Source organism: Methanosphaera sp., from assembly GCF_022768985.1.
Lineage (GTDB): Archaea > Methanobacteriota > Methanobacteria > Methanobacteriales > Methanobacteriaceae > Methanosphaera.
In genome coordinates, this window is sequence record NZ_JALEKL010000012.1 from 61,824 (window position 1) to 79,200 (window position 17,377).

Annotated in this window: 13 protein-coding genes; 3 read left to right on the top strand and 10 right to left on the bottom strand. The window is 30.6% G+C overall.

Annotated features, from left to right (window positions below; translation table 11 throughout):
* Positions 1–31: 31 nt before the first annotated feature.
* The 8 genes from MRZ80_RS06760 to MRZ80_RS06795 all read right to left on the bottom strand — a co-directional run bounded on the left by MRZ80_RS06760 (position 32) and on the right by MRZ80_RS06795 (position 10,177).
* Positions 32–1,318: a tRNA (N(6)-L-threonylcarbamoyladenosine(37)-C(2))-methylthiotransferase gene (locus tag MRZ80_RS06760; RefSeq protein ID WP_292537625.1), complete on the bottom strand. Its 1,287-nt coding sequence runs from the start codon at positions 1,316–1,318 to the stop codon at positions 32–34.
* Positions 1,319–1,346: 28 nt separating this feature from the next.
* The gene (locus MRZ80_RS06765) at positions 1,347–1,985 is read right to left on the bottom strand and encodes an HVO_0476 family zinc finger protein (protein WP_292537627.1); all 639 of its coding nucleotides are present in this window, start codon (positions 1,983–1,985) and stop codon (positions 1,347–1,349) included.
* A 1-nt stretch (position 1,986) separates the two neighbouring features.
* A complete protein-coding gene (gene hacB, locus MRZ80_RS06770; RefSeq protein ID WP_292537629.1) occupies positions 1,987–2,481 on the bottom strand; it encodes a homoaconitase small subunit in 495 nt (164 codons plus the stop codon).
* A gap of 28 nt (positions 2,482–2,509) precedes the next feature.
* Positions 2,510–3,487 (bottom strand): beta-ribofuranosylaminobenzene 5'-phosphate synthase, encoded by a 978-nt coding sequence (locus MRZ80_RS06775; protein ID WP_292537631.1) that lies wholly within the window; start codon positions 3,485–3,487, stop codon positions 2,510–2,512.
* Between the two features lie 196 nt (positions 3,488–3,683).
* Complete coding sequence (locus MRZ80_RS06780; protein ID WP_292537634.1) at positions 3,684–5,330, bottom strand: tRNA uridine(34) 5-carboxymethylaminomethyl modification radical SAM/GNAT enzyme Elp3; 1,647 nt, start codon at positions 5,328–5,330, stop codon at positions 3,684–3,686.
* A 159-nt stretch (positions 5,331–5,489) separates the two neighbouring features.
* Entirely contained in the window at positions 5,490–6,662 is a 1,173-nt protein-coding gene (locus tag MRZ80_RS06785; protein ID WP_292537636.1) for a pyridoxal phosphate-dependent aminotransferase, read from the bottom strand.
* 83 nt (positions 6,663–6,745) lie between these two features.
* Positions 6,746–7,444, bottom strand: a complete 699-nt coding sequence (gene radB / locus MRZ80_RS06790; RefSeq protein ID WP_292537637.1) for a DNA repair and recombination protein RadB — start codon at positions 7,442–7,444, stop codon at positions 6,746–6,748.
* Positions 7,445–7,609: 165 nt separating this feature from the next.
* On the bottom strand, positions 7,610–10,177 hold the full coding sequence (locus MRZ80_RS06795; protein WP_292537639.1) for an STT3 domain-containing protein: 2,568 nt from the start codon (positions 10,175–10,177) through the stop codon (positions 7,610–7,612).
* Positions 10,178–10,490: 313 nt separating this feature from the next.
* Between MRZ80_RS06795 and MRZ80_RS06800 the strand changes: the two genes are divergently transcribed.
* Complete coding sequence (locus MRZ80_RS06800) at positions 10,491–12,833, top strand: DEAD/DEAH box helicase (protein ID WP_292537640.1); 2,343 nt, start codon at positions 10,491–10,493, stop codon at positions 12,831–12,833.
* Positions 12,834–12,873: 40 nt separating this feature from the next.
* Here the strand turns inward: MRZ80_RS06800 and topA are convergent, their stop codons facing one another.
* Positions 12,874–15,060 carry a DNA topoisomerase I gene (topA, locus tag MRZ80_RS06805; protein WP_292537642.1) on the bottom strand — a complete coding sequence of 729 codons (2,187 nt, stop codon included), beginning with the start codon at positions 15,058–15,060 and terminating at the stop codon, positions 12,874–12,876.
* Positions 15,061–15,363: 303 nt separating this feature from the next.
* On the opposite strand from topA, the gene MRZ80_RS06810 reads away from it, so the two are divergent.
* Both MRZ80_RS06810 and MRZ80_RS06815 read left to right on the top strand, forming a co-directional pair.
* The gene (locus MRZ80_RS06810; protein ID WP_292537643.1) at positions 15,364–15,909 is read left to right on the top strand and encodes a metallophosphoesterase; all 546 of its coding nucleotides are present in this window, start codon (positions 15,364–15,366) and stop codon (positions 15,907–15,909) included.
* Between the two features lie 77 nt (positions 15,910–15,986).
* On the top strand, positions 15,987–16,628 hold the full coding sequence (locus MRZ80_RS06815; RefSeq protein WP_292537645.1) for an RlmE family RNA methyltransferase: 642 nt from the start codon (positions 15,987–15,989) through the stop codon (positions 16,626–16,628).
* Positions 16,629–16,765: 137 nt separating this feature from the next.
* Here the strand turns inward: MRZ80_RS06815 and MRZ80_RS06820 are convergent, their stop codons facing one another.
* Positions 16,766–17,212: a hypothetical protein gene (locus tag MRZ80_RS06820; RefSeq protein WP_292537646.1), complete on the bottom strand. Its 447-nt coding sequence runs from the start codon at positions 17,210–17,212 to the stop codon at positions 16,766–16,768.
* Positions 17,213–17,377: the final 165 nt, after the last annotated feature.

The following is a 17,377-nucleotide window of genomic DNA, read 5'->3' on the forward strand; positions in this document are numbered from 1 at the left end:
TTATTTATATTAACATATTTATATAAATACTTTATTCTATTAATCTTGCAAGAAGATATGTTCTATTTGCTTCAATTATTTCTACATCCACAAATGTTCCAAGCTCTACTTCTTCTTTAATAATTACATTCTTATATGAATCAGTATATCCAACATATCCACCTGATGATCCTTCATCAATAACTAAAACCCTACATTTTAATCCAACATAGCTTTTATTATCCTCAAGCATTACTTTATCTTTTAAGTCATTTACCCTGTGGGATCTATCCTTCATTGTTTTATGATCAATTTCTTTAAGTTTTGTTGACTCAGCACCAGGTCTGTGCATATACTTAGAAATATGAATAATATCAGGCTTAATATCATCAATTAAATCAAGAGTTTGAATGAAATCTTCCTCTGTTTCTGTAGGATATCCAACAATAATATCAGTTGCAAAAGATAAACTTGGAATTTCACTTTTAAATTTATTTAAAATATCATAATACTCATCAAGTGTATGAAGACGATTCATCTCAGTAAGTACCTTATCACTACCTGTTTGAATTGGAAGATGAATAAAGTTATAAATCTTTTCATTGTTTTTAAAAGCATCAATTACTCCATCAAGATTATTTTTAAGACTCTTTGGATGCATCATACCAACACGAATACGGAAATCACCATCAATTGCTGCAACACGATTTAATAAATCAGCAAATGATTCACCACTATCAAGACCAAAACATGCAGTATCTTGTGCTGTTATTTGAAGTTCACGAGCACCATTTTCAACTGCTTCTTTTGCTTCTTCAACAATTGCATCAATAGGATAACTTACAAGAGCACCACGTGCAACTCTTGTACAACAGAACCTACATGAACCATTACATCCTTCACAAATCTGGAGAATATGAATAAATTCATTGTTAGATTTAATATTTGCACCCGCTTTTATAATATTAGTCTTACCATATTCATGTACAACTTCATCATTTAATGCTTTTTTAACAACATAGTCGATCTTATCAACCTTATGAGGACCAATCCAGCAGTTATCACCAGCAAATTTATTTAGTCTTTGGCTGTCAACTTCAACCATACATCCACCAACAATAAGCTTCTTATCAGGATAATTCTTTTTAATCTTATCAATCTTTGTAATCATCTTCTGTTCTGTTGGAAGCTTTACATAACATGTATTTAATATAATAACATCACAATCTTCAAGATTATCAACAATTTCATAGCCCTGCTCTTGTAATATTTTTGTCATTATATTTGTATCTGCCTTATTGAATGTACATCCATGTGTTTCTAAATAAATTTTTTTCATTTTAATCCCAAGTTAAATTATTAAATAATTATTTTCTATCTTTATCTTTTATTGTTGTTTTAATAACATACTCTGATAAATCATATTTAACTTTTGATTTATCTTTAGCTGGAAGAAGTCTTCCATAAACTCTTTTAATAACCTTAGCATATGCATATCCTTTTCTCATATTACGTTCAAGTGTTTTAAATGCATATACCTGGAACTTAAGACCATTAACTTCTCCAATATCACCTATTGAAAAGATAAAGTCACGTTCAACTTCAATTTTATGTGAAAGTACTGTTCCATGATTGTCAATACTAAGTCCAATACGTGCAAGAGTATCAAGTGATTTTACCCATATTGTTTTTATATCAACAACAGGACATTCAAATACACGTTTTTCTTCATTGTTTTCAATAGATGTAACTTCAACATCTTTATTGTCAATATAGAGAAGTGTTCCAACTTCAAGATATTCATCAGAATATAATTCTACTTCACTTTTCCATGATCTTTCAAATTCACTGATAATTACACGTACATTAATAGGATGTACTTCTTCTTCTGCTGTTGTATTGTAGATGTGATCACAATTATCACATTTTACAAGTAATTGTCTTGTTTTTTTACCTTTTGATTTTATTATCTCATATTCATCATAGCCACATACAGGACATGTCATCTTATTTTTCCTCCTTATTTTTAAGGTATTGATTTACAACTCCACCACATTCTAAAATATCCATCATCATATCATCAAGTGGTTGTATTTCAAATGTTTCAGATGTTGTTTTATTTGTTATAATTCCTTCATCAAATTTAATTTCAAGAACATCTCCAGCATCAGCCTTAATATCTGCAACTATTACTGGAAGTCCAATATTTACTGCATTTCTATAAAAGATTCTTGCAAATGATTTTGCAATTACAGCAGATACTCCAGCAGCTTTTATTGCAACAGGTGCTTGTTCACGTGATGATCCACATCCAAAGTTCCAACCTGCAACAATAATATCACCTTCTGATACATTAGATGAAAAATCAGGATCTTCAGCTTCCATTACATGGTCTGCAAGATCTTGAGCATCAAATGTTCTAAGATATCTTCCTGCTATAATTACATCTGTATCTATACAATCACGAAATGTCCATACTTTTGCATCATCTATATTATCCATAAGCTTCATACCTCTCTATTAAATTCTTTTATTTTTTTATTTTTGATCCATAATTTTTTGCTTTTGTAATTGTTACTTCTGCCTTATTATCCATTAAATCTAGAATTTCATGCTTTAATGATTTTGCATTACTATCAACAATTCCAAAACATGTAGGTCCAAATGAACTCATACCTGCTGCATTAATTCCATTATCATGCATATAGTTGATAATACTGTGTATTTCACTAGATTGAAGATCTTTTTCTATCTTTTTAAATCCTCTATTTTGTATCTGACTTATTGCCTCACCTAACATGTCTAGGTCATGTTCAACAATTGATGGCATAAGCTTCATTAGTGTAATGTGTGAAATTGACTCAACATCACTCTTTGCAATTGGCGTATATTGTTTAAATATATTAACTTCACTACTTCCACTACTTCCCTGTGAAATATTAGGTGTTATAAGAAGTATATCCCAATCTTCTGGAAAATCATACCTGGCAATTAATGGTGGTGGTGCAACTTTTGATGCTGATGATGGAAGAAATTCAGATTTCATATCACTTTTATGACCACCATCAATTATAAATCCACCTTTATCAAATGCATATACTCCAACACCACTTGTTCCTCCACGACCTACAACTGATGCTTGTGTGTATGTATCAAGATCAATATCATTTATCTCAGATACAAGTTTTGCTGTTGAAAGTGCAAGTTGTGTTCCAAGTCCAAGTCCATGATGTATTGGATATATCTTTTTAATATTAAATGTATATGTATTATCTATACCAAGATAGTTTTTCATCTTCTCATATGCATCTATTATTTTCTTTTCATATTCATCTTCCATGACATATTTATCACTGCATACTACATTTGTCTGTGTATTATTTTCAATACATTCAATTATAAGTGATGGATCCTTTAGTGTTAATCCTATTCCACCATCTATACGTCCTTCTGATCCATTAAGATCAATTAATGATAAATGTAATCTTGCAGAAGTTTCTATTTCCATAATAAATTCAACCTAAAATTATAATTTGGTATAAAATGAGAAAAACTATCCTTAATTTTTTTATACTATTTTTAATATCTATAAATAATACTATTTATTTTTTTTATATAAAAAATAATTAAAAAAGAATAAATAACTACTCACTAAAAGAAGTGTAAAAAAAAGTTATGGGGTGGTGAAAAAAATAATATCTTCATTAGATATTTTTAGACATGTAAGGTCCATCTTTTTCATATCCAAACTTACGGTAGTAGTTACGTACACCAATACCACTTATTATTGACATTTTATCTTTTCCAAATTCATCTTTTGCAATCATTTCTGCTTCAGCTAGTAGTTTTGCACCATATCCCTGGTGTTGCCAGAGTTTATCATCATTTTGTCCAATTTTTTGCATCTGTCCATAAACATGAAGTTCACGTATAAGTGATGTTGTTGGCGTAATTTCAGGACGGAATGCATTTTTTGATGGTATTCTTAGTCTTGTAAATCCTATAAGAATATCATTTGATGTATCTTCAACTGATAGGAATATTTCACGTCCTCCCACTGCCTTGTAATCTTCACGCAGTAGTTCAATACTATCAAAGTCTACATCAATTCCCTGTGATTTTTTATGTCCTACTTCACGACATCGTATACACTGACAGTGAATATCTTCCTCATCAAGTCTGTTATATACAAGTTCTCCAAGATTTGATTTTTTAACACCAGCATTAATTAGTGTTGCTGGAATATCTCTTTGAATTCTCATTGTACGTACCCATTTTGGAAGTATTTTTTTAACCTCTACAATTAAATCAACAGCTTCCTCTGATGTGTATGGTTCATATTCACCACGCTGCCACATATCATAGAATTCAGACCCTTCCGTAATTAGACATGGATATATTTTAAGCATGTCAGGTGAAAATGCTTCCTCATTAAAGAGTCTTTTAAACATGCGTATATCACTGCTTTTTGATGATGATAGTCCTGGCATCATATGCATTGCAACTTTTATTGCACTATCACGTAGTGCTTGGTTTGCTTCAATTACATCACTAATTTTATGTCCACGATCTACACGTTTATAGATGTGATTGTATAGTGTTTGTACTCCAAGTTCTACACGTGTTACACCAAAGTTAAGCATACGATTTACATCTTCAACTTTTGAAAAATCAGGTCTTGTTTCAAATGTTAATCCTACACAACGTACCTTACTTGACTCATTCATCTTTTGTACATCATCTATGTATTTAAAATCAGTAGGTGGTATTATTTCAATTTCACGCTGATTTTTAGGTATGGATGCTGCAACTGCTTCAAAGTCATTCATTGCACGTAGTGCCTGTGTTACAAACCATTCCTGGTAGTCAAGACATCTTGATGCAAATGTTCCTCCCATAATAATAAGTTCTACTTTATCTATTGAATGTCCAATATTACGTAACTGGTAGAGTCTGTTAAATGTCTGAATATATGGGTGGAAGTTAAACATACGTGCACGCAATGCTGCAGGTTCCTCTCCTGTATAGCTTGGTGGTGCTATACTACTTTCAGGACAGTATTTACATCGTCCATGTGGACATTTATGAGGATGACACATTATAGCAACAATTGCAACTCCTGATATTGTACGTGTTGGTTTTTTCATTAGTAGTGGTCTTACAATTTCAAGTTCATCATCGTTTGCATACTGTAGTATTTTTGAATTACTCATAAAACCTGCAAGTTTCATATCACGACATGTTTGTATTTTTAGTTTTTCTAGTTGTTTTTTTGTTGTTATATTATTTGCTATAGCTTCATCTATAATATGACGACAAGCTTCTTTTGTTTTTATATCATCTTGTTGCATTGTATGCTAATCCTCCCATAAAACTATGTTAATTTAAATAAAACTATTAAATATGTAGTAGTTTTTCTATGTAAAATAATTATTAAAAAATTTGTTAAATAAAAAAATTATAAAAAAGGGGGTTAAAAAATTGTTGAATGTTACCTCATTCCCTTCTCTTTATTGTTGTACTTTAATACCTTTTTGTTTTTGTACTGCTTCTATGGAGTTTTTAAATTCTTTTCTAAATTCCATAACTTCTTCTGTTGGAATTGAATAACTTATACGTACATATCTATCTCCATATAATTTACTTGTATAGTTTCCTTCACGTATGAAGATATTTTTCTCTTTAAGCATATAATTTGAAAGATCTACAGGATCAACACCAGTTCCTGAAATATCAATAATTGTCATGTTTGCCTCTGATGGATATACAGGCATAAATGCTCCTGGTGTTTCATCAACAGCTTCCTTGATAAGTTCCTGATTTCTGAAACATGTCTGTTTTATTTCATCAATCCATTGATCTTTACTTTTAAGTCCTGCAATAGCTGCATCTTGAGCAAGTATGTTTGTACCAAGATCATTTATTACACTTGATCTCATATCTTCAATTCTTTCTGGTGTACTAATTACAGCACCAATTCTTAGTCCTGCCATACCAAATATTTTTGAGAAACTGAAAACTGTTATTGTATTTTCTGGTGCATATTTTGCAACAAGTGTATGTGATTTTGCAAAGTCACGATATGTAATATCATGAAGTACAATAAGATCGTTTTCTATTGCAATTTCTGCAATTTCCTTAATTTCTTCTTCTGAATATCCTGCACCTGTTGGATTTAATGGGTCAATGAGAATTACAAGTTTTGAGTTTTCATCGATATTTTCACGTATAAGTTGACCTGTTAGTTTATATCCATGTTCATCTGAATATATTGGTACTTCTTTTACATGATCTCCAAAACGGTTACAGAAATTGTTAATTATCAGATAGCCTGGATCTGATGCAATTGTATTTTCATTACATTTAAGAGTTGTACTTATTGCAAGATATAATGATTCTGTAGCACTTGCTGTTATTTGAATATCATAAATATCACTTGATAAATCAAGATCTTTAAGTACTAACTCTTTAAGTTCTGGAAATCCTTCAGGTGGTGGATATTTACAATAATTTCTTTTACGTGCACCTTCAACTAGTGCATCTTCTATATCTTTTACATGTTGTAGATGGTTTGTATTTTGTCCCATCCATATTAAATCATCACGTCTATATAAGTAATTAAAATATTCATTTACTGAGTCAAATCCTTCAGGAACTCTTTTTTCCTTCTTTTTATATACCATATTATCTTCACTCCTATAATTAATTTAGAATACAACTATTTAATTGTTTTTGTTTGTATTTATTAAAACATTCATTACATCTATTATGTAATTCCTTCATCTACTATTTCAAAGCTAACCTGTTTTCCTTCTGGTTGAATTTTATGTCTTTTAAGTGTGGCTATTCTCTTATCTGAAACAATATCTTTTTCAATTGATACTATTGTTTTACTCCAATATTTTAGTACAGTACCACCTATAGGTTCAACTATTAAATCATCACTATCAAATGGTGAATATATTTGATTAGTGATAACTACCGCTATATCATATTCACGGCTTAATATTAAAAGTTCTGCCATTAGCTTACCAAGCTTCTTATTTATCTCATTAGGATCTCCATCTTCTATACGATATAATGATACAACCGAATCAATAATTAAAATATCAATATCATCTTTTTCATTTAGAAGTCCTTTTATCTGATTAATCTGTAAAAACTGTTCATCAAATGATCTTGGCTCTAGTAGAAATACATTATCTAAGATAGCATTAAGGTCATTTCCGGCTATCTGCTCAATTCTTTCAAGTGATATTCCACCTTCAGTATCCATAAATATGGCTTTGGCTCCATCTTTTGTAGATTCATACAAAATTTTTAAAGCTATATTTGTCTTTCCACAGCCTGGCGGACCATAAAACTGTGTGATACAACCTTTTTCAATACCTCCGCCAAGAAGTTCATCAAGAGATGAATTTGTGGCTATAAAAGTTGTCTTTTTTAGATCTGAAAGTGTTCTCAATTCTATGTCTCCTTTAATAAAATTCATAATATGTATAATTGATTAATAGTTTTATTACTTATCATATAAATAATTGAAAGATTTAAGAAAAAAATTAATTATACTAAAATAAGTTTAAAAAAAATCTAAAAAAATAAAAAAATTAGGGGGTTATATTATAACTATCTATGTTGTTTTATTGGTTTGATTTTCTGTAGCCTGTGGTGCATTTGAAGTTGCTGCTGTTGGATATTCAAATACATTCCATACACTTATTCCAGGCTCTGAATGTGTCATGTTAAATCTTGTAGTGTTCATTCCACTTTCAAGATATAGTTTTGTAAATACAGAATCTTCAAGGTGTGAGTCATATAATACTGCAAAGTATGATCCTCCACCATTGTTATATACAATCATTGACATGTTACTGTTGTTGTTAACCATTTTTTCATATAATCTGTTTCCATCAATATATGTTAATTTATGTGGTTTAATTAACTCATTTCCAGTACCGTCTGTAAGTTCTTTACACATTCTCTGTTTATCTTCTGCTGTAGTCATATTTAATGTTTTATTAAGTTTTGACTGATCAACATATGCAAAGAGCATTGGCATTCCTTCAGATTCATTTGTTGTTGATGCTACACCAACAATACCATTGTCTTGACCAAATATGAAGGTTTTACCATTTACTTGTTCTGCTGCTATGTTTGCAGGATAGTATGAATAGTGTGTTGAAGTCTGATTTTGGAAGTCCCATGTTCCAAAGTATGACCACCAGGATGCTTTTGAAAGCATATCTGAACTTAATATAAGATTTACAGGTTTTGTATTTGCTGGATGTGTTTTATCAAGAACTGAATTTGCTTGTTGTTCATTTAATCCTAATGAGCCTGTAAGTTCTGCATTTGCCTGATTTCTATCCATTGGTAATATTTTATTCAATGTTTGAACTGTTTTTGTTGTATTGTTTGTATATAAATCTAGTGTATTTGATGCATCTTCTCCACTATTTGCAAGCATTCTTAAAATACCTGCAGAAAGATTCTCATCACTTGTTTGCAGTGCATTACCAATCCAGTAAGCACGCATGTTGTTCTGTGAACCTCCATCAAATACTACTTGACGATCTGCTACCTCTGTGAAGAGGTGACCAAAGTCCCACCAGGATGCAAGTACTGTATCTTCTGCTGTATTTGCTTTTATCCATTTAAGTGTGTTGTACATATCATCGTTTGTACTTCCAACAGACTGTGATGATGCTGCATGGTCACTCATAAGTGGTGGTACTACTGCAAGAAGCACCATTACAATAGCAATTAATGCTACATATGGGTATTGTTCTGTTTTAAGATCAACATATTTAACTACAAATCCTACAAATAATCCTGCAAGTAATGCTAGTGGTATTGCAAACTGTTCTATGAACCTTGTACCTTGTGTTAGCATTACTGCTATTCCAACTATCCATAAAAGTGTTACTACAAATAGGAATAGGTTATTGTGTTTTTCATCATCTGTAAAGTCAAGTTTTCCAGGGATAAAGGTATGTCCAAGTTCTTTAACTTCATCTTCTGCTTTTTTAACTTTAGGTGTGTAGTTTTTTGTTTTTGGTGCTGTTGTTTCTATTTTTATTTTTTTGTAATGTTTATCTTGTGCTTTAGCAACAGGTTTTTTCATAAGTAATGCTGCCATTACAACAAGACCTAATACTGCATAAATTAATCCAAATGTTCCACCTGATTGACTTGCAATGTCAATAAATTGTGGTATTTGCATCTCACCTACAGATACATATACGTTAGGATATGCACTTCCAGCTGTTGCACTCTGGAGTGATGTTGAAAGTCCTACAACATTTGATATTGATTCAAACATTGAACCTCCAACTGTTATTGCAAGAAGTATTACTGTTAGTATTATAAATACTACTGCAGGTATTGTTGCCGGATTTTCTTTAAGCCATTGTTTCTTATTTGATACGTCTTTTCCATCCTTCCTATCCATTATATAGGATGCTGGGATGTATAGTATTAATGCACCAATAGTTAAAAGTACCATGTATGTGTACCCACTCCATGCAAGTGAATACAGTGCCAGTGTTGCTGCAGATAATCCTGCAAGTCCGGCTTTATATACAGGTTTTTTGGCATATACTGCTTCTGTTAAGAACAGTACAATCATCAGTGGTATTAATACGTTGAACATATCTGTATCAAAGAAACCACCATATGTGTGTATAAAGTATGCTGGTGCTGCTGCTGCAATTACACCCGCTACAATTGCACCCCACTCATTTTTGGTAGCTCGTCTTACAATAAAGTATGCTGGTATTAATGCCAGTGTTCCAACAAATGATCCTATCCAGTATGCTACTTGCATAAGTGATACTGATGAAAACATATTTAGGAACTTGTAAACTGTTGCTGTTAATACTACAATTACAGGTTGATAGTCAGCTTCACGCCCATTAGGGGATGTTGAAAGTGAATCCCAATCTGTTCCATTTATCTGTGTATCTCCAAGATGTCCTGTTTTTAAATAATTCTCAGTTAATCGATAATTATAATATGAATCTATCTCTGTGAAATATGGTAAACCGCTGTCATCTCGGTATAATTCCTTTACACTTTCGTTTTGAACTCCACCAATATTTACTGTTTCAGCCCTTATTGCAAAGATTGAAACAAATAGTAGAAGAACAATAACAAAAGGTGCTACTTTTTTTAGTAGATTTTTATTTTTACTGTTCATATGTAAGTTCTCCTTATTTTACCTCCAATATAGATAGAATATAGGATAAGATATCATCTAGGTAATATCTTGAATTAATTGATTTTAGTTATAATTTACATATAACGAGAATATATTAGTTTATCTGTTATCTTAATCAAAAAATTATCCTTATATATGTTTATAAATAAAGATATATTTAAATTTATTAAAATTTTAAAAAAATTAAAGTATTTATTAAATTAATATCATTGAAATCTAAATTATAATTAAAGATAATACACAAAAAGAAAAGATATAAATTAATTAATTCACCAAATAGGGTAGTAAATAAATGACACATGAAATGATAACATATTTTCAAAACAAGAAATGGTTCAGAGATAGAATTGAACATATTGAGGAAATTCCACCAAAACCACCAAGATATACAACAGCTGATGTTAACCTACCACCTGTAATTTCAGATTACCTGGATAGTAAAGGTATAAAACTCTACACACACCAGTATAAGACTCTTGAATATCTAAGAGAAGGTTATAATGTTACACTAACAACACCAACATCAAGTGGAAAAACATTATCATTTACACTACCTGTTATGGAAAATCTAGCAGAAAATCCTGACAACACTGCCCTTTACATCTATCCTACAAAGGCTCTTGCAAACGACCAGTTTAAGGCAGTTGAGGAGTTTGACCGTGAATGTGATCTTGAAATATATCCTGCTAAATTTGATGGAGATACACCAAAATCTGAAAGACGTAAAATTAAACAGACCTCACGTCTTGTTCTTACAAATCCATATGAGCTTCACATGATTCTTCCATGGCACAAACAGTGGAGTAGATTTTTTAAAAATTTAAAGTATGTTGTTATTGATGAAGCACACCAGTATCGTGGAGTATTTGGGTCAAATGTAGCACTTCTTATACGTAGATTTAAACGTATATGCCGATATTATGGCTCTGATCCACAGTTTATTGTATCAACAGCAACACTTGCTAATGCTGAGGAATTTGGTGAAAAACTAACAGGACTTGATTTTAAGATTGTTGATGAAAATGGTGCTCCATCTGCACGTAAACATTTCATATTTTTCAATCCTTATGCTATTGAATCTAAAAATCCATCAATTCATACAGATACACAGAAACTATTTACAACATATCTTAGACATGGACTTCAGACGATATGCTTTGAAGTATCACGTAAGATGGCAGAAGTTGTAGCTCTTAGATCTAAACGTGAACTTGAAAGTAAGGATATTCAACTTGCAAATAAAATTACAGCATATCGTGCAGGTTATACTGCAGATGAAAGAAAAGAGATTGAAGATGACCTGAAAGATGGAAAGATTAAAGGTGTTGTTACAACAAATGCACTTGAACTTGGAATAAATATTGGATCACTTGATAGTGTAATAATATCAGGATATCCTGGAACTCTTATATCTACATGGCAACAGGCAGGTCGTGCTGGTCGTCGTAATCAGGAAGCATTAATTACAATGGTTGCATTTCAAAATCCTCTTGATCAATACTTCATGAAGCATCCAGAGTTATTTTTCAATAAAAGTCATGAACATGCAATTATTGACTTAAATAATAGACACATACTACGAGGACATCTTAAATGTGCAGCACATGAGTTACCAATACGATTTAATGAAATTGAAGACTTTGGATTTGATGATGAGGGTGTTGTATTTGATGAAATAAGTGATCTTGAAATGGAGAATATTCTTAATTATTCACATGATGTTTGGAGTTATTCAAATGAAGAACTTATGAAAAATGACACACCAAATCTCGGAGTTAATCTTAGTGATGTACGATCTGAGGAATATAAGGTATTTGTTGGATCACAATTCCTTGAAAGTATGAGTGAAAAACAGGCATTTCGTGAAGCACATGAGGATGCTGTTCTCATACACAATGGTGAGGAATATCTTGTTGAAAGTATGGACATCCAGGAACGACGTATCTATGTTAAAAAGAAGAATCTTAACTACTACACACAGCCTCTAAAGGATATTGATGTTAAAATTATAAAAGAAGAAAAAAATAAGAGTATCTCAGATATTAAGATTTCATATGGAAAATTAAATGTTACAGAGGAATATAATAGATTTAATATTATTAAATATAGTAAAGTTGCATCATCAAAGAAACTTAATCTTCCACCACTAAACTTTAAAACAAAAGGTTTATGGTTTACAATTCCACATGATATTAAACAACACCTGCAGAGTGAAATAATATCTGATGTTAAGTTTTCTGACATGTTTATGGGTGCAATGCAGGGTGTTGTAAATATTATGCTTGCTGTATGTCCATTCCATGTAATGTGTGATTCATATGATCTTGGTGGTGTTACAGAAAATATGCACCAGTCAACACTAAATTCTACAATCTTCATATATGATGCATTTGAAGATGGAGTGGGACTTACTGCTAAGGCATATAACTTATTTGAGGATATTATTAAAATGGCACATGATCTTATATGTGAATGTGACTGTAGTGATGGATGTCCTGGATGTATTTATTCATCACAAAACCAGTCAGATAATAAGTATCTTAATAAGAAAGCTACTAAGATTATTCTTGAAGATCTCTATGAAATAATAGTAGATAATAATAATTTAAATTTTTCTAAAAAAAATAGGTGTTGAATTTTATATAAAAAAAAGAAGGGATGAGTGATAAATAATTTTATTCTTCTTTTTTATCTTCTTGTTTTTCTTTATTTTCTTTCTGTGCTGCTTCAAAGTCTGCAATTGATGAGGTGAAGCGACATTTTGGAAATCCACTACATCCTATAAATTCACCATATCGTCCCATACGTTTTATAAGATCACTTGAACATTCAGGACATTTTCCTACAACATCATTTGTTGACTTTTTACCACCATTTGCACATTCAAAGTTTAAACATGCACGTTGTCTTGGATTTCCATATGATATAAGTGGAAGACCACATTTTTCACATTTTGCTTTTAATACATTTGCTCCATTTGGTAGTGAATATGTTTTTTTACAGTCAGGATATTTTGAACATCCAACAAATTTACCTCCACCACGTGGTGATGATACAATTATCAGATTTCCTCCACATTCACATTCACCTACAATACGACTATTTTCATATGCACTGAAAAGTTCAGATCCTATATCATCTTTATTATCATCTATTGCATCAAGAATCTGGTTAAGTTCTCCTTTTGCATCGTCTATTACCTGTGTTTGTGTTGTTTTTTCATCTTTAATTAATGCAATATCTTCTTCAAATTGACGTGTCATTTCCTCACTTGTAATTTTTTCTGAATATTTACTTAGTGTGTCAATGATACGTTCACCAAGCTGGTTTACTTCTATCTTATTTCCCTGAATATATTTTCGTGTATAGAGTATTGCTACAATATTTGCACGTGTTGCTTTTGTTCCAAGACCACGTTTTTCTAGTTCTCGTATTATTGATGCTTGGTTGTATCGTGCTGGTGGTTTGGTTTTCTTCTCTTCACTTTTAACTTTTGCTTTGATGATGTCTCCTTCATTTATTTCTGGGAAGTCTTCATCTTTTACTTTTTTTGCCTGATATGGGTCAAGTGCTAGCCATCCTGGCTTTGTTACTTTTTGTCGTCCAAATGCAAATGGTTCTCCTGCAATGTCAACATCTACTTTTATTGATGTTAGCTCTGCTTCTTCTCCAAAGATACTTATGAATCTGTGAACAATGAGATCATATAGTTTTTGTTCATCATCACTTAGATTTTCTGGCATTATTCCTGTTGGATGTATTGCAGGGTGTGCTTCATCTGTCTTTTTACCTTCATTTGGCTTGAATGGTTCTTTAAGTTGTGCTACTTTAAGTGAATATCTTGGATTTTGTGAAAGTTGTACTAGTATTTCTTTTAGTCCTAGTGATTCTGGTAGTTTTTGTGATGATGTTCTTGGATATGATGTGTATCCTTCAATGTAGAGATCTTGTGCTATTTTTTGTGTCTTTTTAGGTGTGAATTTAAATTGTGCATATGCTTCTGATTGTAGTGTTCCTAGTTCAAATGGTACAGGTAGTGATTTTTTTGATGTTCTTTTTGCTATTTTTTTAACTTCTGCATCTTCTGATTTTGTTTTTTCAAGAATTTCTGCAACTTTTGTTTTATCTTTAAATTTACCATTTTTATGATCTGCTACTATGTCACCTTTAAGGTGTGCTTTTATTAGCCAGTATGGTTCTGGCTTAAATTTCTTTATTTCTTTTTCACGTTTTGTTAGAAGTGCTAGTGTTGGTGTTTGTACACGTCCTGCTGAAAGTTGCACATATCGTCCTGCTGCCTTATTTATTGAGTCTGTCATTGCTTTTGATATGTTAACACCAAATAGGTAGTCAAGTACATGTCTTGCTTCTCCACTTTCAATCCAGCTTTTATCTTCTTTTAGTGGATATGCTTCTGAGTATGCTTTAATAAGATCTTTTTTTGTTAATGCTGAAAATTTCATTCTAAATGCTTTATCTATACTTTCAGGTCCACATATTTCATTTAATGCATTGAATCCTATTAGTGTTCCTTCTGTATCGTAGTCGCATGCATGTATAAATCTGTCTGCATCTTTTGAAAGCTTTTTAATTAGGTCAATATAGCTTTTTACATACTTTTTTGATTTGTCTGTTTCATATAATGGTACCCATTCTACATCAAATAATCGTTTCTGTTTTTTATTTGATGATTTTAATGAATATAGATGACCTACAGCTGATAGTACTATGATTTGTTTTCCATTTTCATTAATTTCATAGTATGGTACTCTTTTATATGAATTTTTTATAGGTGAAGAAGACAGTGCACTTGCTACTTTCTGTGCTACTTTTGGCTTTTCACATATTATTAACTCACTCATCTTTTTTAATCTCCAAATAATGATTCTTTATAATCTTTTATTAAAAATAAAAAAAATATTGCTCCTTTTTTTGGTTATATATATTATATATATGACATTTTTTCATGTTTCTAATAAATATTAATAATTTAATATGTTGTTATATTAATAGTTGTTAGTAAATGTATTGAGGGTGGGAATGTAATTTTATTATAAAATATTTTCTATTATTGAATATATAATATAATAATATATAATAAAAATAATTTTTTTAAAAGAAAATAATTAGAATAATTGGAAAAGTAAATATTTAATTTAAAGGATGTGATTTATATTTTAATAGGCGTAATTTCAGATACACATATTCCAACACGTAGTGTTAAAATTCCAGAGAAAGTTTTTGAAGTATTTGAAGGTGTTGATATGATACTTCATGCAGGTGATCTTGAATGTGATAGTGTAATTGAAGAACTTGAAACTATTGCACCTGTTGTGTGTGTTCGTGGAAATTGTGATACAAATAGTAATTTAAATGAAGCTGAAGTTATTAATATTGAAGATGTAAAAGTTGGTCTTACACATGGTGTTGTTTATCCTCGTGGTGATACACAACAGTTGTATTATATTGCAAAAGAGCTTGGTGTAGATGTTCTAATTAGTGGTCATACTCATCAGCCTATGGTTGAAAAAATTGATGATGTAATACTTCTTAATCCTGGTAGTCCTACACAGCCTCGTCTTACTGATGCAACTGTTATGGTTGTTGAAATTAATGGTAGTGATATTCAGGCTGATATTATTAAAATTGCAAATGCAATGTGTCGTTCTATGGATGTATCACAACTTGGACTTAATTATAAGAAAGATTAGATATGTTAAATTTGGAAAAGAATTTTATTTTTAGATATAATGAAAAATATGAAAAAAAATAAGGGGATTTATTAGTTATGAGTCGTTGGAAAGCAAAGCATGATAAAGAACATTACTATAAACTTGCAAAAAAACAGAATTATCGTTCACGTGCATCATATAAACTTAAACAATTAGATAAGAAGTATGGTCTTCTTAAGCCTGACTATAATGTTGTTGATCTTGGTGCTGCACCTGGTGGATGGAGTCAGGTTGTATGTGAAACTATAGGTGAGGAAGGTAAAGGTCAAATTATTGGTGTTGATCTTGAATATATTAAGCCTATTGATCATGAAGCATTTACTGCAATAAAGGGTGATTTTACAACTGAGGAAATTCAAAATACTATTATGGAACTTATTGATGGTAAGGCAGATGTTATATTATCTGATGCTGCAGCAAAACTTACAGGTATTAAGGATGTTGATAACTTTAATGCTTATGATTTAGCTACTGCTGTTATTAGTATTACTGATAATATTCTTAAGAAAAATGGTGATCTTATAATGAAGTCATTCCAGGGTGGATCTTATGATGAAATTAATAAGACATTAAAAAAGAAATTCAGATCTGTTAAAACTACAAAGCCTAATTCATCAAGAAAACGTAGTTCTGAGATGTATGTTATTGCTCGTGGATTTAAAGGTCCTAAGAAAAATAAGAAAAATAATGATAATTAATTAAAAAATAATTTAAAAATTTATTTTTATAGAAATAGTGGTTATGTTAATTTTTTTTTGAGGGTAATAAATTTTATTAGTTTTATTTAAAAAAAATAGGAATAAAAAAATTTTTGAAAGTGGATAAAATTTATTATTTAATAACTACTTTTACCACTTTGTGTTAGTTGAGAATATGTTTCTCTTGCACTTTTTAATTCTTCTTTTGCTTGATCTAATTGTTTGTTGATGTTTTCTTCACTTTCACCCTTGGATATGTCACCTTCAATTTCAGTTATTGACTGATTAACTTCTGAAAGTTTTATTTTTCCAGTGTTAAATTGTGATTTTACTTCAATATCTGGTTTTGTTCCAAGTTGTTTGTCAAGTTCATCATACTGTTTTGATAAGTTACCATAATCTGCTTTTATTTGATTTAAGCTTTCATATGCTGATCCACTATTTACTGTGTGTGTTACAGAGCTGCTTAAATCTGTTACTCCGATGTATGCTACGACTCCTATACTTACCACAATTAAAATTATTGCAATTAAAGAAATTGTAAGAGATGTTGTTTTAAATAGTTTTAAACGTGATCTTTTCATAGAAAACCTCTTAATTTAATTGCTTTAAATTAATGTTATTTTTATATTATAATATAAATTTCTATTTTTTAAAATATTAAATATTTGTTTTATAAATTTTATTGTTTGAAAATAAAATCTATGTATGTACAACTTAAATTGAAAATATTGCATAACATTTACCGT